The organism is Janthinobacterium sp. SUN118 (assembly GCF_030397695.1).
Taxonomy (GTDB): Bacteria; Pseudomonadota; Gammaproteobacteria; order Burkholderiales; family Burkholderiaceae_D; genus Janthinobacterium.
The window spans coordinates 575,814-596,090 of sequence record NZ_JAPUBV010000003.1 but is presented as its reverse complement, the minus strand read 5'-3'; the positions used below and the strand labels follow the sequence as shown (position 1 = coordinate 596,090).

At 61.2% G+C, this 20,277-nt stretch carries 19 protein-coding genes and 1 rRNA gene; 12 read left to right on the top strand and 8 right to left on the bottom strand.

From position 1 onward, the window contains the following. Positions 1–105, bottom strand: a 16S ribosomal RNA gene (locus O0880_RS21805); the annotation flags it as partial. Positions 106–708: 603 nt separating this feature from the next. Here O0880_RS21805 and O0880_RS21800 point away from each other — a divergent pair. The 3 genes from O0880_RS21800 to O0880_RS21790 all read left to right on the top strand — a co-directional run bounded on the left by O0880_RS21800 (position 709) and on the right by O0880_RS21790 (position 4,156). After that, complete coding sequence (locus O0880_RS21800; protein WP_071324778.1) at positions 709–1,998, top strand: histidine kinase; 1,290 nt, start codon at positions 709–711, stop codon at positions 1,996–1,998. A gap of 64 nt (positions 1,999–2,062) precedes the next feature. Beyond that, a complete protein-coding gene (locus O0880_RS21795) occupies positions 2,063–2,821 on the top strand; it encodes a LytTR family DNA-binding domain-containing protein (protein WP_071324779.1) in 759 nt (252 codons plus the stop codon). A 153-nt stretch (positions 2,822–2,974) separates the two neighbouring features. Next, positions 2,975–4,156: a PAS domain-containing sensor histidine kinase gene (locus tag O0880_RS21790; protein ID WP_289888715.1), complete on the top strand. Its 1,182-nt coding sequence runs from the start codon at positions 2,975–2,977 to the stop codon at positions 4,154–4,156. Between the two features lie 44 nt (positions 4,157–4,200). On the opposite strand, the gene O0880_RS21785 is transcribed toward O0880_RS21790, so the two are convergent. The 3 genes from O0880_RS21785 to O0880_RS21775 all read right to left on the bottom strand — a co-directional run bounded on the left by O0880_RS21785 (position 4,201) and on the right by O0880_RS21775 (position 7,033). Continuing rightward, positions 4,201–5,199: a porin gene (locus tag O0880_RS21785; protein ID WP_071324781.1), complete on the bottom strand. Its 999-nt coding sequence runs from the start codon at positions 5,197–5,199 to the stop codon at positions 4,201–4,203. A 181-nt stretch (positions 5,200–5,380) separates the two neighbouring features. Continuing rightward, on the bottom strand, positions 5,381–6,031 hold the full coding sequence (locus O0880_RS21780) for a class I SAM-dependent methyltransferase (protein WP_071324782.1): 651 nt from the start codon (positions 6,029–6,031) through the stop codon (positions 5,381–5,383). Positions 6,032–6,091: 60 nt separating this feature from the next. Beyond that, complete coding sequence (locus O0880_RS21775) at positions 6,092–7,033, bottom strand: CysB family HTH-type transcriptional regulator (RefSeq protein ID WP_034751505.1); 942 nt, start codon at positions 7,031–7,033, stop codon at positions 6,092–6,094. A gap of 159 nt (positions 7,034–7,192) precedes the next feature. On the opposite strand from O0880_RS21775, the gene O0880_RS21770 reads away from it, so the two are divergent. From O0880_RS21770 to O0880_RS21735, 8 genes are all read left to right on the top strand, one after another. Further along, positions 7,193–7,966: a sulfite exporter TauE/SafE family protein gene (locus O0880_RS21770; protein WP_289888711.1), complete on the top strand. Its 774-nt coding sequence runs from the start codon at positions 7,193–7,195 to the stop codon at positions 7,964–7,966. A gap of 70 nt (positions 7,967–8,036) precedes the next feature. Further along, entirely contained in the window at positions 8,037–9,725 is a 1,689-nt protein-coding gene (locus tag O0880_RS21765; RefSeq protein ID WP_071324784.1) for a nitrite/sulfite reductase, read from the top strand. After that, the gene (locus O0880_RS21760; protein ID WP_289888708.1) at positions 9,718–10,278 is read left to right on the top strand and encodes a DUF934 domain-containing protein; all 561 of its coding nucleotides are present in this window, start codon (positions 9,718–9,720) and stop codon (positions 10,276–10,278) included. The genes O0880_RS21765 and O0880_RS21760 overlap by 8 nt, the downstream gene beginning before the upstream one ends. Positions 10,279–10,300: 22 nt before the next feature. Continuing rightward, positions 10,301–11,017, top strand: a complete 717-nt coding sequence (locus O0880_RS21755; RefSeq protein ID WP_071324786.1) for a phosphoadenylyl-sulfate reductase — start codon at positions 10,301–10,303, stop codon at positions 11,015–11,017. 40 nt (positions 11,018–11,057) lie between these two features. Then, positions 11,058–11,969 (top strand): sulfate adenylyltransferase subunit CysD, encoded by a 912-nt coding sequence (gene cysD / locus O0880_RS21750; RefSeq protein WP_071324787.1) that lies wholly within the window; start codon positions 11,058–11,060, stop codon positions 11,967–11,969. Then, a complete protein-coding gene (locus O0880_RS21745; protein ID WP_289888707.1) occupies positions 11,969–13,285 on the top strand; it encodes a GTP-binding protein in 1,317 nt (438 codons plus the stop codon). Before cysD ends, O0880_RS21745 begins: the two co-directional genes overlap by 1 nt. Positions 13,286–13,313: 28 nt before the next feature. Then, the gene (gene cobA, locus O0880_RS21740) at positions 13,314–14,078 is read left to right on the top strand and encodes a uroporphyrinogen-III C-methyltransferase (protein ID WP_289888706.1); all 765 of its coding nucleotides are present in this window, start codon (positions 13,314–13,316) and stop codon (positions 14,076–14,078) included. Between the two features lie 252 nt (positions 14,079–14,330). Continuing rightward, positions 14,331–14,981: a hypothetical protein gene (locus O0880_RS21735; RefSeq protein WP_289888705.1), complete on the top strand. Its 651-nt coding sequence runs from the start codon at positions 14,331–14,333 to the stop codon at positions 14,979–14,981. Here O0880_RS21735 and O0880_RS21730 read toward each other — a convergent pair. From O0880_RS21730 to lptF, 4 genes are read right to left on the bottom strand one after another with little or no spacing between them, the layout of a single operon-like run. Continuing rightward, a complete protein-coding gene (locus tag O0880_RS21730) occupies positions 14,978–15,943 on the bottom strand; it encodes a Stealth CR1 domain-containing protein (protein ID WP_289888704.1) in 966 nt (321 codons plus the stop codon). The genes O0880_RS21735 and O0880_RS21730 overlap by 4 nt on opposite strands. Before the next feature lie 26 nt (positions 15,944–15,969). Then, positions 15,970–16,395 carry a CbiX/SirB N-terminal domain-containing protein gene (locus tag O0880_RS21725; protein WP_071324792.1) on the bottom strand — a complete coding sequence of 142 codons (426 nt, stop codon included), beginning with the start codon at positions 16,393–16,395 and terminating at the stop codon, positions 15,970–15,972. Beyond that, positions 16,395–17,564 (bottom strand): LPS export ABC transporter permease LptG, encoded by a 1,170-nt coding sequence (lptG, locus tag O0880_RS21720; RefSeq protein ID WP_289888703.1) that lies wholly within the window; start codon positions 17,562–17,564, stop codon positions 16,395–16,397. The genes O0880_RS21725 and lptG overlap by 1 nt, the downstream gene beginning before the upstream one ends. Further along, positions 17,561–18,706, bottom strand: a complete 1,146-nt coding sequence (gene lptF / locus O0880_RS21715) for an LPS export ABC transporter permease LptF (protein WP_289888702.1) — start codon at positions 18,704–18,706, stop codon at positions 17,561–17,563. The genes lptG and lptF overlap by 4 nt, the downstream gene beginning before the upstream one ends. Before the next feature lie 67 nt (positions 18,707–18,773). On the opposite strand from lptF, the gene O0880_RS21710 reads away from it, so the two are divergent. Beyond that, entirely contained in the window at positions 18,774–20,267 is a 1,494-nt protein-coding gene (locus tag O0880_RS21710) for a leucyl aminopeptidase (RefSeq protein ID WP_289888701.1), read from the top strand. The last annotated feature ends 10 nt before the right edge of the window (positions 20,268–20,277 follow it).

Below are 20,277 nucleotides of genomic sequence, written 5' to 3'. Positions count from 1 at the left end.
CGTTCGCCACTCGCCACCAGAGCAAGCTCCGTGCTGCCGTTCGACTTGCATGTGTAAGGCATGCCGCCAGCGTTCAATCTGAGCCAGGATCAAACTCTTCAGTTTAATCTCTGTTACTTTGCCCTTTTACAGGCACCGTTATTTCTAACGGGTCGCTCACTCAAAAAACTGACAGGCTACTTCCGAAGAAGTATCCTATTTCATTATTTCTTGTGAACATTTGATATTTTAAGTTTGACGCTGCTTACGCAGCGCTGCACTTACATCAAATGCCCACACTTATCGACTGTTAATTGTTAAAGAACTGTATTCGGTTACTGCTTTCGCGCTATCGACAAAGCGTTGTGTTTGTCAGCTGCGAAGAAGGAAGAGTATGAAGCAATTTGCTACGTCCGTCAACTCCTTCTTTTTCTCCACTTCACTCGGCATTTGCATGCGTCGTTCAGCGAGGGGGCGAATTATAGCCAAGCCCCGCCTGCCCTGCAAGGGCTATTTCCCCACTATCGACAATCCCCCCGTTGCTCTGGGCGAGCACCGTCCAGCCAGCCCGGTTTTCACTTCAAGTGCGTTTTTTCGCAGCCTGTCGCAATGAACTGGCGCGACGCCCCGACTTTAGGCACAGTGGCAACATCAGACTCTGACGCGGCTCAACAACAGGTTAAACTTGTTCGCTGCGTCGATTAACTCTTGTATTTTGAAAGCGTCCACATGCTCCCGATTTCCAACCTGCCTCAACTGTTGAAAACCATTCTCGCCTGGTTGCAACGAGGATTCGACGCGACCACGACGTGGGTCACGCAACTGTCTTGGTGGAAATTCTTTCTGTTTGCGGCGCTGGCCCTGATCGCCGGCTCGATTTTGCAAGATGAGCTGTTCTCTTCCAGCCCAAATGAAGAGGTCGTCATCAAGTCGCATAAGCGGGCGAACAAAGGTTCGGGTGAAACGAATATCCTGATCGACGATACCGGCATCCATTTCAATCCGCGCAATAGCAAGAACCGGCGCAGCACGGCGGACGCCGCCACCGATCCAGCCGATGCCGCCGAAGCGGACGAGCACGCAAATACCGTGCCGCCGGAGCCGCCTGAACCACCGGCTACTCCCGCCAAGCCCAGCTATCCAGTCACGACCAATGCTTCGGGGGAAGAAGTCCATATTGAATTGCCACCGCAAATTGGTGAAGAGCTGTCGAATGCCATCGAAGAAGCCGTCGATGATGCGGCAGAACAAAAGGTCTCGCGTTACCACCAGCAGGCGTCCACCTGGTTCAAGAGCTTTGTGTCCTTGCTGGTCCTGGCCCTGTTCGCCATGAAAGCCCTGGTGGGCGGCAAGAAACGCGCTGAAGCGGAGACGGTCACGGCCAATGAGGCGGCCGAGCGCGAATCGATGCAGCGCCAGCTCAGCGAAGCGAAGATGCAGATGATGCAAGCGCAAGTCGAGCCGCATTTCCTGTTCAACACCCTTGCCTCCGTCGAGCACCTGATCCAGACCGACCCGCCGCGCGCCGCCAAGATGCAGCGCAGCCTGATCCAGTACCTGCGCGCCGTCCTGCCGCAAATGCGCGACAACGCCCTGATTACCAACCTGGGCCGCGAAGCGGACATGGTGCAAGCCTACCTGAACCTGCTCAAGATGCGCATGGAAGAGCGTTTGACTGTCGATTTCCAGATTCCCGACGGCCTGCGCAGCGCCGCCTTCCCGCCGATGATGCTGCAATCAATGGTCGAGAACGCCATCAAGCACGGCCTGGAAGTCAAGCCGGAAGGCGGCACCCTGCGCATCGTGGCCGAAGTAGCGCACAGCAAGCTGCGCGTGACGGTCACCGATGACGGCCTCGGCTTTGGCGTGGTGCCCAGCGATGGCACGGGCCTGGGCCTGCCCACCATACGCGAACGCTTGAAACTGCTGCATGGCGACCAGGGCAGCCTGACCATTACGCCAAATCAACCGTCCGGCGTGTGCGCCGTGATCGAAGTGCCGTATCAACTGTCCAAATAAGGTAGTTGATAAAAACGCTAAATCATTGAATAATCAATCTTCGCCAGTTCACACTTGAATCCTTATGCCTACCGCTATTATTGCCGACGACGAAAGACTGATGCGCGACCAACTGCGCTTGCGCCTGGGCCAGGCCTGGCCCGAACTGGAAATCATCGGCGAAGCCAAGAATGGCGACGAGGCGATCGAACTGGTCGAACAGCTCAAGCCTGACTTTGCCTTCCTCGATATCCGCATGCCAGGCAAGACCGGCATGGAGGCGGCACAGGTAATCGGCGGCAAGAGCCACATCGTCTTCGTGACGGCCTACGATACGCACGCTGTCGAGGCCTTCGAGCGGGGTGCCGTCGATTACGTGCTGAAACCGCCCGAACATGAGCGCCTGCTGGTGACGGTGGAGCGCCTGAAAACCCACTTGAACAAGCCGGCGCTGGACGTCAACAGCAGCGTCACGGCCATGCTGTCGCAACTGGCGGAAAAAATCACCGCCAAGCCCACGTACCTGCAATGGATACAGGCCAGCATCGGCCAGGACTTGCGCATGATCCCCGTGGAAGAAATCCTGTTCTTCCGTTCCGACGAGAAATACACGTGCGTGCAAACGGCCAAGTACGAGGCGCTGATCCGCAAGCCCGTGCGCGATCTGGCCGAAGAGCTCGACCCTTCGCTGTTCTGGCAAATCCACCGCGCCACGCTGGTCAATGTGAACGCCATCGAAGGCGTGACGCGCGATATTCGCGGCCGCCACCTGGTGCTGATCAAAGGCAAGTCAGACAAACTCGAAGTGAGCCGCAGCTTTTTGCACCTGTTCAAGCAAATGTAATGCCCTATCGCCGCCCGGCCTGCCCGGCGCGGCGTATTGATTTCGTCCTTCCCCCTTCCTGCGCCACATCAAGCCGCGCCGCGCCAGCAGGCATAGGCTACATAAAGTCCTGTCCGCCACCCCTGTCTTGCCTGCTTTCGCAAGGAGATACCCATGCCCGACCGCGGCAACTCCGGACTGCTGCGCATCCTGCCCCTGGGCATGGCGACGGCGCTCCTGCTATGCTTGCTGCCTGCCGTGAAGGCGAGCAGGCAGCGCCAGGCGCGTGGCCAGGCCATCATCGACAGCGCCAGCGATGCCATCATCAGCATCGATAGCCGGCAAATCATCCTGCGTGCAAACGCGGCGGCGGCCCGTTTGTTCGGCCACACGCCGGCCGGCATGCGCGGCATGCGCCTGGGCCATTACATCCTGCGCGACTTGCGCAGCCTGTGCAATGAAGATGGCGAGCCGCCGTTTGAGGACATCGGCCAGGAGTTGCGCCTGACGGGCCGGCGCGCCACCGACTACACACTGACGGGCCGGCGCACCGATGGCGCCATGTTCCCGCTCGAAGGCTCGCTCTCCAGCATGCAGGAAGATGGCCATAGCGTCTTTACCATCATCGTGCGCGACATCAGTGCGCGCAAAATCGTGCATGAACAACTGGCCCGCTCCTTTTCGCAACTGCGTGAATTGTCGAGCGCACTGCAAACCATCCGCGAGGAAGAGCGCAAGCATATTGCGCGCGAACTGCATGACGACCTGGGCCAGTTGCTGGCCACATTGCGCGTCGACCTGACCCTCGTGCGCCAGCATGGGGACACGACCGTGCCATTGCAGGTGCTGCTGCATGGCATGGATGGCTTGCTGGTCACGGCCATCACCTCGCTGCGCCGCATCGCCAGCAATCTGCGTCCGCGCGCGCTCGATGAAGGGGGACTGTATTTCGCGCTGCAAAAACTGCGCCACGACTTCCTGCAGCGCCGCGCCATTCATTTCGAACTGCTGGCCGACGAGGCCGACCTCGTGCTCGACGACGCGCGCAGCACGGCCATCTACCGCATCGTGCAGGAAGCGCTGACCAACATCGCGCGCCATGCCGAAGCGAGCCATATCACCATCGCCCTGCACCGCATCGATTCCTCGCTGGCCATCACCATTCAAGATGACGGCCGCGGCATTGCCGAGCGCGACCTGGAAAAGGCCACGGCCCTGGGCCTGCTGGGCATGCGCGAACGGGTATGGGGCTTGAATGGCAGCATCCATATCGGCGCCGACAGCGAACTGGGCGGTACACGCATCGAAATCTCGCTGCCCATGCATGCAGGCGCGGCGGAACCCGCGCTGCAATAAAAAAGGCGCCCGCAGGCGCCTTTCATGACGGAAAACAGTCTGTATCAGAACTTGTGGGTCATGCCCAGCTGGTACATCGATTTTTCGCTGAACTGATCGCGGCCACCGTAGACGTACACGGCAGTGCGCTTCGACAGCGGGTAGTCGTAGCCCAGACCGAAGGCCTTGGCCGTTTCCTTGCCATTTGCCGTGTTGCTGTCTTGCTTCTGTTTCACGTAGCTGACCTTGATGGCACCGCCGCCGATGTCGTAAGCCAAGCCCAGCAGGTAGCTCTTGAATTCGCCCGTGGCAGCCACGTCGGTGTCAGCCTTCGAGTAGTCAAAGGTCACTTTGGCCGGGCCAAACTTGTAGCCGCCGCCGACGATCCACAGTTTTGGCTCAGCAGCTGCGTTGGCAACGGACTGCACCTTCTTCTGGTAGCCGGCATGGGCGCTGGCTGGACCCTGGTCATACGTGGCAACCACGCTGAAACCCGAATCGGCATCCTTGATTTCGCTGGCGACGTATTGGCCGCTGACGATGAAGCCGCTGAACGATGGGCTGTTGTAGGTCACGGCATTGCTGACGCGCGACACGCCGACCACCGATGCGCTTGGCACGGCTTGAGCGCCGTTTGGCGACTGGCCGCCGCGCATGACTGGTTCGTTGATCTTGCCGATGACGCCATAGGTATTGAATGGGTCAACGCGGGCCAGGGTGCCGTCGATCAAGTCCTTGGTGCGGCCCAGGTAGACGGTACCGAAGTCGCCGGTCAGGCCGACCCATGCCTGGCGATCGAACAGGGTGTTGGCGGTGGCTTGTGCACCCGTATCGGCCTTGAATTCGCTTTCCAGGTTGAAAATGGCTTTCAAGCCATTGCCCAGATCTTCCGTACCTTTGAAGCCCACGCGCGAAGCCTGGTTCTCACGTTCCAGCAGCGCACCGCCGGTGGTCTTGGCAATACCGAGGTCGACCACGCCATACACGGTGACGTTCGATTGTGCTTGCGCCGTAGCTGCTGCGAAGGTGCCGATGATCAATGCTGCCAGAGTAATTTTTTTCACTTGGGATTCTCTACATTAGGTTGGACAAGATGTGCTGCTTAGCTGCTGAACCGAATCATGCCCATCAAATACTTCAACAATATGACATCGACAAGATGTTGTTTTTTGGCACATTATCTTGTCAGATAAAAACGACAGGCGAAAAAAAACCGCCCGCAGGCGGTTGGTCGTGCAGCACGCCTTATTTCAGGCGGCAGCTCAGCAGCCAATAGTATTCCAGGCGCTTCATGCGGATTTCGCGGGCCGAATGGGCAAACTTCTTGCGCAGGTGGCTATCCGATGGGAAATTCTTCAGCACTTCATAGCGCTCGCCCGCGTCCGTCGTGCGGAACTGGTGGGTATTGCCTTCCAGGTCGGTGCGCGCGATCACGGTGCTGCTGCCATCGACATAGGAATTGTCGATCAGCACCAGCAGGATATCCTTGCCCAGCTTGCTGCGCAGTTGCTTCAGGTATTTATCCTGGTCTTCGCGCTTGACGTGCGACCACCAGAAACCGGCGAACACAGCGGTGAATTTGCCCGACAGGTCGTCAGGCAAGTTGAACGCGTCGAGCTTGGCGAACGTGACGTTGTCCGGCAAGCCGCGGGCCTGCGCCAGCGCCAGCATTTCATCGTTGATATCGGTGGCCAGCACGGACTCGGCCGACTCGGCGACCACTTCCGTCCAGTAACCGGTGCCGCAGGCCAGTTCCAGCACGGTGTGGCCTTCCAGCACGTCGGCGACCTTGTCGCGCAACACTTCCAGGTCTTCCTGGCGTTCGGGCTTGTCATAGACGCGCTCGTACTGCTGCGCGATAGTGGCGTAATATTTGGCAAGCTGATCGGTAATCATGTGTTTCTTCTCTTCTAAATAATCCGGGCCAGGCACATCGCCCGCCCGTGTCCTGCATGGTTATAGTTCGTAGTGCTCTTTATCACCGCTCATCGCCTGCTCTATGAGCTTGCGGTTCAGGGTCGGCGTCAGCAACTCGATAAAGGTATAAATATAGCTGCGCAAATATGCGCCCTGCTTGACGGCCACGCGCGACACATTCATGCCGAACAGGTGCCCGACAGGGATAGCGCGCAAGCCTTTGTCGCGCTCGGCATCGAAGGCCATACCCGCTATGATACCAATCCCCATGCCCAACTCGACATAAGTCTTGATCACGTCGGCGTCTATGGCTTCGAGCAAGATGTCCGGCTTCAAGCCGCGCAGCACGAAAGCATGGTCGATTTTATTGCGTCCGGCAAACGCGCTGTCATAGGTAATCAAGGGAAAAGCGGCGATTTCCTCGAGGGTCACGGACTTCGATTTCAGCAGCGGATGGTCGACCGGCACCACCACCACGTGCTCCCATTGATAGCATGGCAAGGTGATCAGGCCATCGATGGCGGCGATCGATTCGGTGGCGATGGCGAGATCGGCCTGGTCGCGCTGCACCATCTCGGCGATCTGGCGCGGATTACCTTGCAGCAACGACAATCTTACCTTGGGGAATTTCAGCATGAATGCCTGCACCACCTTGGGCAGGGTGTAACGCGCCTGCGTATGCGTGGTGGCGATGGTGAAGCTGCCGCTGTCCTGCGCCGCGAATTCCTTGCCGATGCGTTTCATGCTGTCGATTTCCTGCATGATCAGCTCGACCGACTCCAGCACCAGGCGGCCCGGTTCCGTCAAGCCGCGGATGCGCTTGCCATGGCGCGTGAAAATATCCACGCCCAGTTCTTCTTCCAGCTCGATGATGGCTTTCGACACGCCCGGTTGCGACGTGAACAAGGCTTTGGCGGCGTCCGTCAAGTTGTAGTTCTGCCGGACCGCTTCGCGCACGAAGCGCAGTTGATGGAGGTTCATTGCTGGTTTGCCCTAGATTGCCGTGATATGCCGGTTTCCGCCCCACCCATGATTTTGCGCTCATGCATATACGCATATCGCATATAAGCAAATGCGTACTAAGTAGTTTGGAATAAACACTAAGTTTATTACTATTGCGGGTACTTTGGGGGTACACGTATGACTTTGTCTTATATAGTCTCAGGATTTGCCGTTGGATTACTCGTAGGAATGACCGGCGTGGGCGGCGGTTCATTGATGACCCCCCTGTTAACCCTGCTGTTTGGCGTGCCGCCGTCCGTGGCCGTCGGCACCGACCTGGCCTTCGCCTCGATCACCAAGAGCGCCGGCACGCTGACGCACCGTCTGCGCGGCACCATCCGCTGGGATATCGTCAAGCGCCTGTGCATCGGCGCCCTGCCCGCCGCCGTCGTCTCGACCCTGGCGCTGAAGTCGTTCGGCACCCTGTCGCCGGAAATCGGCCAGATCATCCGTTACTCCATCGCCGGCTCCGTGCTGCTGACCGTGGTGGCGCTCATCTTCAAGGGCCGCATGCTGGCCTGGATCAATGCCCATCCGGAGAAACAATTACAAGGCAACAAGCTTGCCGCCGCGACCATTTTTTCCGGCGCCGTGCTGGGCGTGCTGGTGACGGTGTCGTCGATCGGCGCCGGCGCCATCGGCGCCACCCTGCTGGTGATGCTGTATCCACGCATGAGCTCGGCCGAAGTGGCGGGCACCGACATCGCCTACGCCGTGCCGCTGACGGCCATCGCCGCGCTCGGCCACTGGTGGCTCGGCTCCATCCACTGGGAATTGCTGGCCTCGCTGCTGGTCGGCTCCCTGCCCGGCATCACGCTCGGCTCCTGGGTGGCCCGCTCGGTGCCGGAAAAGTTTTTACGCGTCCTGCTGGCGATGACCTTGACCGGCGTGGCAGTAAAGCTAATCTATTAAGTGACAAACACAGTATCAAGAACATAATCCCAGGCAATCTTCCAGCACCCCGGCTTTTTTAGGAATTGATATGTACCATTACGATCAGTACGACCACCTCATCATCAAAGAACGCATCGCCCAGTACCGAGACCAGGTTGCGCGCCGTATCGCCAATGAACTGACGGAAGAGGAATTCATTCCGCTGCGCCTGCAAAACGGCCTGTACATGCAACGCCACGCCTACATGCTGCGCATCGCCGTGCCGTATGGCTTGCTGTCGTCGAAGCAGATGCGCATGTTCGCACACATCGCGCGCAAGTACGACCGCGGCTATGGCCACTTCACCACGCGCCAGAACATCCAGTTCAACTGGATCGAGCTGGAGCAGACACCCGATATCCTGACGGACCTGGCATCCGTGGAAATGCACGCGATCCAGACCTCGGGCAACTGTATCCGAAATACAACATCGGATCCCTACGCCGGCGTTGCCGCCGATGAAATCATCGACCCGCGCCCGTACGCGGAAGTGCTGCGCCAGTGGAGCACCTTCCACCCGGAATTCATCGCCCTGCCGCGTAAATTCAAGGTCGCCATCAATGGCGCCGTGGAAGATCGCGCCGCCATCGCCGTGCACGACATCGGCTTGACGGCCGTGCGCAACGCCGCCGGCGAAGTGGGCTTCAAGGTGATGGCCGGCGGCGGCATGGGCCGCACGCCCATCCTCGGCAGCGTGGTGCGCGAATTCCTGCCATGGCAGCACTTGCTTACATATATACAAGCAATCATGCGCGTGTACAACTTGCACGGCCGCCGCGACAACAAATACAAGGCGCGCATCAAGATTTTGCTGAAAGCCATCGGCGTGGAAGAATTCACGCGCCAGGTGGAAGCAGAGTGGGTCGACCTGAAAGATGGTCCGGAAACCCTGACGACCGAGGAAATGCAGCGCGTGGCGGACTTTTTCAATCCGCCCGCCTACCTGGCCCTGCCGGAACTCGACTACAAGCTTGAACACGCGGACAACAAGGCCTATGTGAACTGGCTGGCGCGCAACGTCAAGCCGCACCAGCGCCCCGGCTATGTGGCCGTGGTGCTGTCGCTGAAGAAGACGGGCGTGCCGCCGGGCGACGCGACGGCCGAGCAGATCGACTTCGTGGCGGATCTCTCCGACCGCTACAGCTTTGGCGAACTGCGCGTCACGCATGAGCAAAACCTGGTGCTGGCCGACGTGGAGCAGTCGAAACTGTTCAAGCTGTGGCAGGAAGCCAAGGCACACGGCCTGGCCACGCCGAACATCGGCTTGCTGACCGACATGATCTGCTGCCCGGGCGGCGACTTCTGCTCGCTGGCCAACGCCAAGTCCTTGCCGATCGCGGCCGCCATCGCGGAACGCTTCGACAGCATCGACTTCCAGCACGACATCGGCGAGATCGAGCTGAACATTTCCGGCTGCATCAATGCCTGCGGTCACCACCACGTGGGCAGCATCGGCATCCTCGGCGTCGACAAGGATGGCAGCGAATGGTATCAAGTGTCGATCGGCGGCGCCCAGGGCAACCATGCCGCCATCGGCAAGATCATCGGCCCCTCGTTCTCTTCCCTGCAGATGCCTGAAGTCATCGGCCGCCTGCTGCACGTCTACGTGCGCGACCGCCACGAAGGCGAGCGTTTCGTCGACACGGCCCAGCGCCTGGGCCTGGCGCCGTTCAAGGAACACGTATATGCAACGCCGATCACCGTCGGCAACCTGGTGGGAGAAGACGAATATGTTTGAAGTACGCGAAGAAATCATCAAGAACGCCGCCGTGGTGCCAAATAGCTGGGGCCTGCTGCGCCTCGATGAGGGCGAAACGCCGGAAACGGTGATCGTTCCTGCGGGCAAGGTCATCGTGCCCCTGCCCGTGTGGCAAGCCCAGCGCGACGCCCTGCTGGCTCGCCAGCCCGACATCGGCGTCTGGCTGGCCAGCGACGAGCGGCCGGAAGAGCTGGCGGCCGACGTGGCGCAACTGCCCGTCATCGGCGTCGACTTTCCGAAGTTCACGGATGGCCGCGGCTATTCCATCGCCTTCAACCTGCGCGCCCGCCTCGGTTTCCAAGGCGAATTGCGCGCCATCGGCGACGTCTTGCGCGACCAGCTGTTTTCCATGCACCGCGTCGGCTTCGACGCGTATGCGACGCGCCCCGACCGCAGCATCCATGAGGCGCTGAAAGGCCTGTCCGTGTTCTCGGAAACCTACCAGGCGTCGTGGGACCAGAAGTCGCCGCTGTTCCGCCGCCACCACCGCGAAGGCCAGAATCCCGACCTCGACAACGCGGCCGGCATCTGAGGCAAAGGCAGAAGGTAAACCCATGAGCGATCTGACTTCTTTAATTGACGCCACCGAGCAAACGCTGACACGCATCGCCGCGGACTTTTCGCCGGCCGTGTTCGCTTCTAGCCTGGCAGCCGAAGACATGGTGCTGACCGACATGATTCTCAAGGCAAAGCTGCCCATCGGCATCTTTTCCCTGGAAACAGGCCGGCTGCACCAGGAAACCCTGGCCGTGCTCGACAAGGTCAAGGCCCATTACGGCCACGACATCGCCCTGTACCGGCCGCAAGCGGAAGCGGTGGCCGCCTACGTCGAGCAGAACGGTCTCAACGCCTTTTATAACAGCGTCGAGATGCGCCGCGAATGCTGCCGCATCCGCAAGGTCGAGCCGCTGGGCCGCGCCCTGGCCGGCAACAAGGCCTGGGTCACGGGACAACGCCGCGCCCAATCCACGACGCGCGCCGAACTGCATGTGCAGGAAGACGACGCGGCGCACGCCATGACGAAATTCAATCCGCTGGCCGACTGGTCGGAAGAAGACGTGTGGGCCTACATCCGCGCCAACGACGTACCCTACAATGCGCTGCACGACCAGGGCTACCCGTCGATCGGCTGCGAACCATGCACGCGGGCCATCGAGCCGGGCGAAGATGTGCGCGCCGGACGCTGGTGGTGGGAAAATCCGGATTCCAAGGAATGCGGCCTGCACATGGTGGACGGCAAGTTGATACGCATCAAATCCGTGGCAGCCTGAACAGACATAACAGACGCAGCAGAACAAGAAAGCATCCAATATGAGCAATATTTTGAACCAGCGCCACCTCGACAGCCTTGAGTCGGAAGCCATCCACATCATGCGCGAAGTGGCGGCCGAGTCGGCCAATCCCGCCCTGCTGTTCTCCGGCGGCAAGGATTCCGTCGTCCTGCTGCGTTTGGCCGAGAAAGCCTTCCGCCCAGGCAAGTTCCCCTTTCCCCTCGTGCATATCGACACGGGCCACAATTTCCCGGAAGTCATCACCTTCCGCGACAAGAAGGTGGCGCAACTGGGCGAACGCCTGATCGTCGGCTCCGTCGAAGACTCGATCAAGCGCGGTACCGTGCGCCTGCGCAACCCGGCCACGGACTCGCGCAACGCGGCGCAAGCCGTGACCTTGCTGGAAACCATCGCCGAGCACGGCTTTGACGCCTGCATCGGCGGTGCCCGCCGCGACGAGGAAAAAGCCCGCGCCAAGGAACGCATCTTTTCGTTCCGCGACGAATTCGGCGCCTGGGACCCGAAAGCCCAGCGCCCCGAGCTGTGGGACCTGTATAACACACGCGTGCACCCGGGCGAGAACATGCGCGTCTTCCCCATCTCGAACTGGACCGAACTGGACGTATGGCAATACATCGCCCGCGAGCAGCTGGAATTGCCGCCGATCTACTTCGCGCACGAGCGCCAGGTGATCCCGCGCAACGGTCTCCTGGTGCCGCTGACGGACCTGACGCCGCCGCGCGAAGGCGAAACGGTGGAAACGCAAGTCGTGCGCTTCCGCACCGTGGGCGACATCTCGTGCACCTGCCCCGTCTCGTCCGATGCCGCCACGGTGGACGCCATCATCGCCGAGACGGCAATCACGCAAATCACGGAGCGTGGCGCCACCCGCATGGATGACCAGACTTCCGAAGCCTCGATGGAAAAACGCAAGAAAGCAGGGTATTTCTAATGAACGCAGCAATCCAGAACACCACACTCAGCAACAGCGTCGAACGCGGCATGTTGCGTTTCATCACGGCCGGTTCCGTCGATGACGGCAAGAGCACCCTGATCGGCCGCTTGCTGTTCGACAGCAAGGGCATCTTCGCCGACCAGCTCGACGCCATGTCGCGCTCCAAGCACAAGCGCACGGTGGGCGACACGGTCGACCTGTCGCTGCTGACGGACGGCCTGGAAGCGGAGCGCGAGCAAGGCATCACCATCGACGTGGCCTACCGTTACTTCGCCACGCCGAAGCGCAAGTTCATCATCGCCGATACGCCCGGCCACGAGCAATACACGCGCAACATGGTCACGGGGGCATCCACCGCCGACGCCGTCATCATCCTGATCGACGTGTCGAAAGTCAAACTCGGCGACGATGGCAGCGTGGAACTGCTGATCCAGACCAAGCGCCACTCCACCATCGCCCATTTGCTGCAGATCGAGCACGTGGTCGTCGCCGTCAACAAGATGGACCTCGTCGACTACGACGAAACGGTGTACAACCGCATCGTGGCCGCCTACCGCGGATTCGCCCAGTCGCTGGGCTTGAAGGACATCACGCCGATCCCGCTGTCGGCCTTGACCGGCGACAACGTCGTCGAGCGGGGCGAGAAGCTGGGCTGGTACACGGGGCCGACGCTGATCGAACTGCTCGAATCGCTGTCCGTCTACGATGAATCGCACGACGCGCCATTCCGCTTCCCCGTGCAGCTGGTGGCGCGCCACAATGGCCATGAAGCGAACGACTTCCGCGGCTACATGGGCCGCATCGAGGCGGGCAAGGTCAGCATCGGCGACACGCTGGTGGTGCAGCCGTCGGGCCAGACGGCCACCGTCAAGGATATCGTCACGCTGGACGGCTCGCTGCCGACGGCCGTGGTGGGCCAGTCCGTGACCCTGCTGCTCAATGAATACCTCGATATCTCGCGCGGCGACCTGCTGGCCAGCGTCGATCGCCCCGCCACCCTGCTGAAACAGGTGGTGGCCGACGTGTGCTGGCTGTCGGAAGACGCGCTGGACCTGCGCCGCAAGTACTGGATCAAGCATGGCACGAAACAGACGGCGGCAAAAGTGACGGCCATCGATACCTTGCTCGATATCAATACCCAGCAGCGCCATCCGGCCGACGGCTTGAAATTGAACGATATCGCCCGCATCAGCCTGACCGTGCAGCAGCCGCTGGCGGCAGACTCTTACGCCGACATCCGCGCCACGGGCGCGTTCATCCTGATCGATGAAGTCACCCACCAAACCGTCGCCGCCGGCATGGTCCGGCTGTAAGCGCGCATCGACCAGGAAAGGCAGCCATATGCACAGCTCCCCATCTCTCCCCGGCAAGGTTTATCTGGTGGGCGCCGGCCCCGGCGCGCAAGACCTGATGACCTTGCGCGGCGCGCGCCTGCTGGCGCAAGCGGACGTCGTGCTGCACGACGCGCTCGTCACTGACGAGATGCTGGAGCTGTGCCCGCAGGCGCAAAAGATTCTGGTCGGCAAGCGTTGCGGCCAGTTGTCGACGGCGCAAGCTTTTATTAACAAGCAACTGGTCGACCACGCGCGCAAACACGCCATCGTGGTGCGCCTGAAGGGCGGCGACCCCATGCTGTTCGGCCGCGCCGACGAGGAATTGCGCGCGCTGGAAGAAGCCGGCATCGCGGTGGAAGTAGTGCCCGGCATTACCACGGCGCTGGCGGCGGCGGCAGCCACGCAGCAGCCGCTGACCAAGCGCGGCGTGGCCCGCAGCGTGGCCTTCTTTACCTCGAGCACGGCACCGGGCGAGCCGGACCAGACGGCCATTCCCGACTGCGACACCCTGGTGCAATACATGGGCGGACGCGAAGCCATCGTCACGGCCCGGCGCCTGCTGGCGCAGGGCCGCCCTGCCGCGACTCCCGTGGTGGTGATCGAAAACTGCAGCCGTCCCGGGCAGCGCATCGTGCGCCTGCCCCTGAGCGCACTGGCGCATGGCCTCGGCGATGCGCACGGTCCCGTGCTGGTGATGCTGGGCGAGGCCATGGCCACGCGCACGCACCAATCCATCGAAGAAGCAGCCGCCATTCTGGCGCGCCAGGCTTGAATTAAAAACAGCGTATTTTACCGACTTTAGAGTCAGTAACTGACGTCTCCAGGTAAAACATGATAGGATGCTGACGCATCTTTTCTCGAGAAGTTATTGCGTAACAGCAATGAAACTTACGCTTCGCCTCGCCATAGCGCTTGCTGTGCGGCATCCCGGCTGACGGGAACCGCGCGGCAGTCTCCCCGAAAAAAGCTGCGCCTGCGGGCTGCAATACCGCCGCCGCGCAACTTTAGCCGTCACGATCAACACATGAATTTCTCTACCGTGCGCGAATCCCTGTATTCGCTCAGCCGCAGCAATGCCGGCGTCGCCAGCGCCGTGCTCTTGAGCATGCTTGCCTCCATCGCCCTGTGGACGGTGTTTCCGAATATCGACGATGAAAACCATTTGCTGGAATGGCTGCAGGCGCTGTTCCTGGCCCTGGCCTGCACGGTGCACGGCGTGCGCGCCTGGCAGGAGTCCGACCGCCAGGCGCTGCGCTTCCTGATGCACGCGGGCCTGTGCGCCCTGCTGTTCGGCTTCCTGCTGCGCGAACTCGATATTGACCAGTTCGGCACGGCGCCCGCCTGGGCCCAGCTCGAGAAAGCCCTGCGCGTGGTGGAATTGCTGATACTGATACGCTTGCTGATCTTCTTCGCGCCGCGCGCGCGCAAGGTGTTCGCCCATGCGGGACTGATTTTCAGCATGCGCATCACCATCCTGACCTTGATTGGCGGCTTGCTGATGGTGGCCGGCTGGCCCTTCGACAAGAAGGTCTTCCACGGCATGCCCGACGCGTATGCGCTGCTGGGCGAGGAAGTGCTGGAGCTGGGCGCCTACCTGCTGCTGTTCCTCGCCTCGCTGTGCGACAGCTCGGCGGCAGCGCGCGTCAGCCTGGCACCAAGGAAAAAACAGGCCTAAGCGTATTCGAATGACGACGGCAGCGGCAGCAGCCGCTGCAAGGTAGCCGCCACGCGCAGCAGGCGCGGATCATCATCCTCCACCTCGTCGCAGGTATCGTTGATGCAGAAGAAAGGCAGGCTGCCAAAACGCGCCAGCAGCTGCTCCAGCTGCAGCGGCGCATCCGCATCGCCACTGGCGATATGCAGCGGATCGAAAATGCGCGCATGCGCATACCCCATATGCACCATCCAGCGCGGCACCAGGTCCGGCAGCAATGCCGGCACCTGCCATGAGCGGAACACCGTCGCGCGCACGCTGGCAAACATGGCCGGCGCCAGCGCCTCGAGTTCGTGTAGCGCGCTTTTCAGCATGGGGCGCGGCGCATGCGCATACAGGCGCGCCTCGTGCCGGTAATCGGGATAGCGCGCCGACAGCCATTGCCGGGCCAGGGTGGCGCAATTGACGGGCGCCGCCGCATCGGCGCGCAAGCCTTCCGGTTCCTCCTGCAACGCGCTTTCCGTGAAGACGCTCAGGTGGCGGCGCTGCCCTTCACCGAACCAGAATCCCGGCTCGAATGGCGCCCCCAAAAACACATCGTCATTCAGGTACAGGAAGCGTTCGGACAGGCCCGGAATATGGTGCAGGTACGATTCGATATGGCCCGAGTCGAACACGGGCAAGGCCGCTTCGGGCATCAGGCTGCGGTGATCGAGCACCGTCAGGCGCTTTGAAGAACGCAGCCAGGCAGGCACCTGGCGATCCGTCAGCAAGTAGATATGGCCATGACCGGGAAAGAAGCGCTCGAGCGCGCGCAGATTGTAGCGCAACTCGCCGTTATCGCGATAGCGGCCCGCCACGTTGCCGTGCAGGGCCAGCTGGCCGGGATGCGCCTGTTCCCATGCCGCATACGCCTGCTGCTGGCGCGCGCGCCATGCCGGGTCCGCGCCATCGACCCACAGATAGACGATATCGATGTTCACAGGGGAAGGCGCGCAACCAGCGCGGCTCAAGAGGACTGCGTAGCGCCCGGCGCGGCCACGCAATAGTCGGCGATGGCGGCCAGCACGCCGGCATTCTCGCCCACCGCCTCGACCACGTTCAGGCGCAGTTGCGGATGCCGCTGGCGCAGCTCTTCCGCCAATAGCGGCAAGTCGCGCAGCACGTGTCCACCCTGTCCCAGGAACACCGGCACCACGGTGACGTCCAGCGTGGCGCCAGCGGGCAGTTCGGCCAGCAGCGCCTGCACCAGTTCGGGCAGGCGCGGCGTCATCAGTTCAAGGAAAGCCAGGTGCACGGACGTTGCGGGCATGCGCGCCTGGGTCAGCTCGCGCAGGCGTTCGAAAGGCGCGGCCCAGGATGCGGCGCGCGCACCGTGGGCAAACAGGATCAGCGCCTGCTGCGCGCCGGCCGCGGGCGTGCCGGTGGCATGCATCAGTGCCGCTCCACCCACCACAGGGCGCCCAGCGCCAGCAGCAGATACAAGGCGCTCGGTGCCACCGCCGTCAGGAAGGCCGGCCAGGTGCTCAGCAAGCCAAGGTGCGAAAACAGTGTGTTGACCAGCATGAAGCTCACGCCGATCATGATACCGATGAAAATCTTCAGGCTGATGCCGCCGCTGCGCGTATGCATGTAGGCAAACGGCAGCGCCAGCGCCATCAGCACGAAAATGGCCAGCGGATCGATCAGCTTTTTCCAGAAGGCGATGCGGAAGCGCTCCGTTTCCTGCTTGTTTTCGGCCAAGTGGCGCGTATATACGGCCAGTTCGCTGGCCGACATGCGCTCGGGATCGGAGGCCGACACCGTCAGGATCTTCGGCGTCACTTCCGAGACCATGTCCTTGGTCGCGCTTTTCACGGTGCGCACGATGCTCGTTTCCTGGCCATAGTAGTTTTCCAGCTTCGGCTCGTAACCGGGCGCGGCGGTGGCGCTGTTCGAGAACGAGGTTTCCGTCACATCCGTCAAGCGCCAGATATTCTTGCCCTGATAGGTAGCGCCGTTGGCCACGGTCAAGGTACGCAAGCGCATATCGGTGTCAAATTCATACAGCTTGACGTTTTTCAGCTGCCCGTCCGGCTGCGCTTCGCCGACATTGAAGAAACGCGAACCGGTGACGGTGCCCGTCAGGCCATCGCTCTTGACCATGTCCTTGGTCCACAGGCCCGAGCGGAATTCGCTCGACACGGCTGCGCCGCGCGAGGTCAGCTTCAGGCGCTCGGCCAGCGGCTCCGTGCGTGGCGTAATCAATTCACCGAAGATGAAAGTGATGACGACGAAGACGATACCGATGCGGAACAGGAAGCCGGCCGCCATCGCCGTCGACATGCTCGACGCGCGCATGATGGTAAATTCCGAGCTGGCGGCAAACTGCGCCATCGTATAGATGGTGCCGATCAGCGCCGCGATCGGCATCACTTCGTACACATGGCCAGGCACCAGCACCAGCACATACAGGAAAGCGTACTGGATGGTGTAACCATTGCGCCCCACCTTGGGCAGCTCGCCCGTCAGGTCGATGAAGGCTTGCAGTGCCAGGAAGGCCAGCAGCACGAACAGCACCGCCTGGAATATCGAGACCGCAAAATAGCGCTGTAAAATCTTCATTTCGATACCGCTTTACTTGTGTTGCCGGCGCGGCGCGCGCGCTTGAAGGATGCCAGCAGAACCAGCGGATGGTAGCGGTGGTTGACGTTCAGGCGCCAGGCGAACAGCGCCACCACGGCCAGTGCCGCCAGCAGGTGCAGCGGCCACCAGGCCACGCCAAACGTCAGCCTGCCCTGTTTCACGCTCGCCTCGACAACCTTGATCAGATTGCTATACGAGAAGAAGATCAGCAAGGCCACGATCAGGTTGGCCGAACTGCCGGCGCGCGGATTGACAAAGCCCAGCGGAATGGCCAGCAGGATCAGCATCAGGCCGATCAACGGTGCGCTGATGCGCCACAGCAGTTCTGCCATCGTGTACTGGTTGTTCGCGGCGATCAGCGCCATGGTGCTCATGGCGCGCACGCCGAGATCCGCCCCCAGTTCCTGCGGCTTGCTCTCGATGCGCATGATGTACTGCTCGAATTCCATGGTCTGGAAGTCGGCCTGCGTCGGCACGCCCTGGTAGCGGCGGCCGCTCTTCAGCACCAGGAAGCGTTCGCCGCGGGCGTCGGTATTGATCACGCCCTCCTTGGCGACGACGACGACGGCGCTGCCTTTTTCATCGACGGTGTTGACGAAGACGTTCTGCACCACGTTTTTCTCGCCGCTGACGCCTTCGACGAAGAAGATGCGGTTGCTGCCAGCCGATTCGCGGAACTGGCCAGGCGTGACTTTCTGCAGGTCTTCGCGCTTTTCGAAGCGCGCCACGTATTCGTCGCTTTTCTGCTGCGCCCAAGGCGTGGCGTACAGGCTCAGGATGCCGGTGGCCAGCACCAGCGGCAGGCCAAAGCTGAGCACAGGCCAGATCCAGCGCGACAGGCTCAGGCCGGAGGCGAACCACACCACCATCTCCGATTCCTTGTAGCTGCGCGTGACGACCATCAGCACCGCGATGAAACCGGTGAGGATGAGGATGGTGGGCAGCTGCATCAGGGCGGAAAAGACCATCAGGGACATGACGTCGGAGGACGCGATCTTGCCGCCCGCCGCCTTGCCGAGAATACCGATCAGCATCCAGGTGAGCAGAATGCTGAACAAAACAGTGAAGGTGGCCCCGGCGGCACTAGCCAATTCACGTCGAAGGGCGCGTTGAAAGATCATTCGGAGTTTATAATTCGGGTCAGTTAGTTGAGTAACACGTTACTAGTAAATGAAAACGGAGAACCAAATGGACTTTAGCATAAAAGCATTCGATACCAAGAGCACCCTCGGCACGGCCAAAAGCGGATGCATCGCGGTTGCGGTATTCGAAAACAAAAAACTGTCGCCAGCGGCAAAATCGCTGGACAGCAAGGGTGCGATTTCGGCTGCGCTGAAGTCCGGCGACATCAGCGGCAAGCCTGGCAGCACTTTGCTGCTGCGCGCAATCGATGGCGTCGTCGCAGAACGCGTTCTGCTGGTCGGCATGGGCAGCGATGAAACTGTCGGCGAAAAAAACTTCGCCACCGGCGTACAAGCCGCACTGAAGGCCTTCGGCTCCCTCGGCGCCGCGGACGCCATTATCGCACTACCGCTGACGGATGTGAAAGAGCGCGACGTAAATTGGGCAATCCGTTGCGTTGTACAGGCCGCACATGACAGCGAATACCGCTGCGACTCGCAAAAAAGCAAAAAAGATCCAGCGCCAGCGGGCGTGCGCAAGATCGTCCTGTCGGCACCTGCCACGGCTGCCACGCGCGGCGCGCTGGCACAAGCCATCGCCATTGCCAACGGTTCCGACCTGACGCGCAAGCTGGGCGACCTGCCGGCGAACATCGCCAATCCAACCTACCTGGCCAACACGGCCAAGCAGCTGGGCAAGGATTACAAGTTTGAAGTCGAAGTACTGGACCGCAAACAGCTGGAAGCGCTGAAAATGGGCAGCTTCCTGTCCGTCACCAACGGCAGCGAGCAGCCGCCGAAGTTCATCGTCCTGAAACACATGGGCGGCAAGGCCAAGGATGCGCCAGTCGTTCTGGTCGGCAAAGGCATCACCTTCGACACGGGCGGCATCTCGATCAAGGCCGGTCCTGGCATGGACGAGATGAAATACGACATGTGCGGCGCCGCTTCGGTGCTGGGCACCTTCCGCGCCATCGGTGAAATGAACCTGAAGCTGAACGTCATCGGCGTCATCGCCGCCTGCGAAAACATGCCATCGGGCCGCGCCACCAAACCGGGCGACATCGTCACCTCCATGAATGGCCTGACCATCGAAGTGCTGAACACCGACGCAGAAGGCCGCCTGGTGCTGTGCGACGCACTGACCTACGCCGAACGCTTCAAGCCGGCAGCCGTCGTCGATATCGCCACCCTGACGGGCGCTTGCGTCATCGCGCTGGGCCACCACAACAGCGGCCTGTTTACGCGCAGCGATGCGGCGCATGACCAGCTGGCCAATGAGCTGCTGGCAGCCGGCAAGCAAGCCAGCGACACGGCCTGGCGCATGCCGATCGAAGAGGCGTACAACGAGCAGCTGAAGTCGAACTTCGCCGACCTGGCCAACATCGGCACGCCAGGCGGCGGTTCGGTGACGGCAGCGGCCTTCCTGGAAAACTTCACCAAGAAGTACACCTGGGCGCATCTGGACATCGCCGGCACGGCATGGAAATCGGGCGGCGCAAAAGGCGCCACCGGTCGTCCGGTGCCCCTGCTGACGACGTTCCTGATCAACCGCGTGTAAGGGAACGCCA

Coding starts and splice junctions, on each gene's coding strand:
- O0880_RS21800 (WP_071324778.1), top strand. CDS start 709: ATGCTCCCGATTTCCAACCTGCCTCAACTGTTGAAAACCATTCTCGCC.
- O0880_RS21795 (WP_071324779.1), top strand. CDS start 2,063: ATGCCTACCGCTATTATTGCCGACGACGAAAGACTGATGCGCGACCAA.
- O0880_RS21790 (WP_289888715.1), top strand. CDS start 2,975: ATGCCCGACCGCGGCAACTCCGGACTGCTGCGCATCCTGCCCCTGGGC.
- O0880_RS21780 (WP_071324782.1), bottom strand. CDS start 6,031: ATGATTACCGATCAGCTTGCCAAATATTACGCCACTATCGCGCAGCAG.
- O0880_RS21775 (WP_034751505.1), bottom strand. CDS start 7,033: ATGAACCTCCATCAACTGCGCTTCGTGCGCGAAGCGGTCCGGCAGAAC.
- O0880_RS21770 (WP_289888711.1), top strand. CDS start 7,193: ATGACTTTGTCTTATATAGTCTCAGGATTTGCCGTTGGATTACTCGTA.
- O0880_RS21765 (WP_071324784.1), top strand. CDS start 8,037: ATGTACCATTACGATCAGTACGACCACCTCATCATCAAAGAACGCATC.
- O0880_RS21760 (WP_289888708.1), top strand. CDS start 9,718: ATGTTTGAAGTACGCGAAGAAATCATCAAGAACGCCGCCGTGGTGCCA.
- O0880_RS21755 (WP_071324786.1), top strand. CDS start 10,301: ATGAGCGATCTGACTTCTTTAATTGACGCCACCGAGCAAACGCTGACA.
- cysD (WP_071324787.1), top strand. CDS start 11,058: ATGAGCAATATTTTGAACCAGCGCCACCTCGACAGCCTTGAGTCGGAA.
- O0880_RS21745 (WP_289888707.1), top strand. CDS start 11,969: ATGAACGCAGCAATCCAGAACACCACACTCAGCAACAGCGTCGAACGC.
- cobA (WP_289888706.1), top strand. CDS start 13,314: ATGCACAGCTCCCCATCTCTCCCCGGCAAGGTTTATCTGGTGGGCGCC.
- O0880_RS21735 (WP_289888705.1), top strand. CDS start 14,331: ATGAATTTCTCTACCGTGCGCGAATCCCTGTATTCGCTCAGCCGCAGC.
- O0880_RS21725 (WP_071324792.1), bottom strand. CDS start 16,395: ATGCATGCCACCGGCACGCCCGCGGCCGGCGCGCAGCAGGCGCTGATC.
- lptG (WP_289888703.1), bottom strand. CDS start 17,564: ATGAAGATTTTACAGCGCTATTTTGCGGTCTCGATATTCCAGGCGGTG.
- lptF (WP_289888702.1), bottom strand. CDS start 18,706: ATGATCTTTCAACGCGCCCTTCGACGTGAATTGGCTAGTGCCGCCGGG.
- O0880_RS21710 (WP_289888701.1), top strand. CDS start 18,774: ATGGACTTTAGCATAAAAGCATTCGATACCAAGAGCACCCTCGGCACG.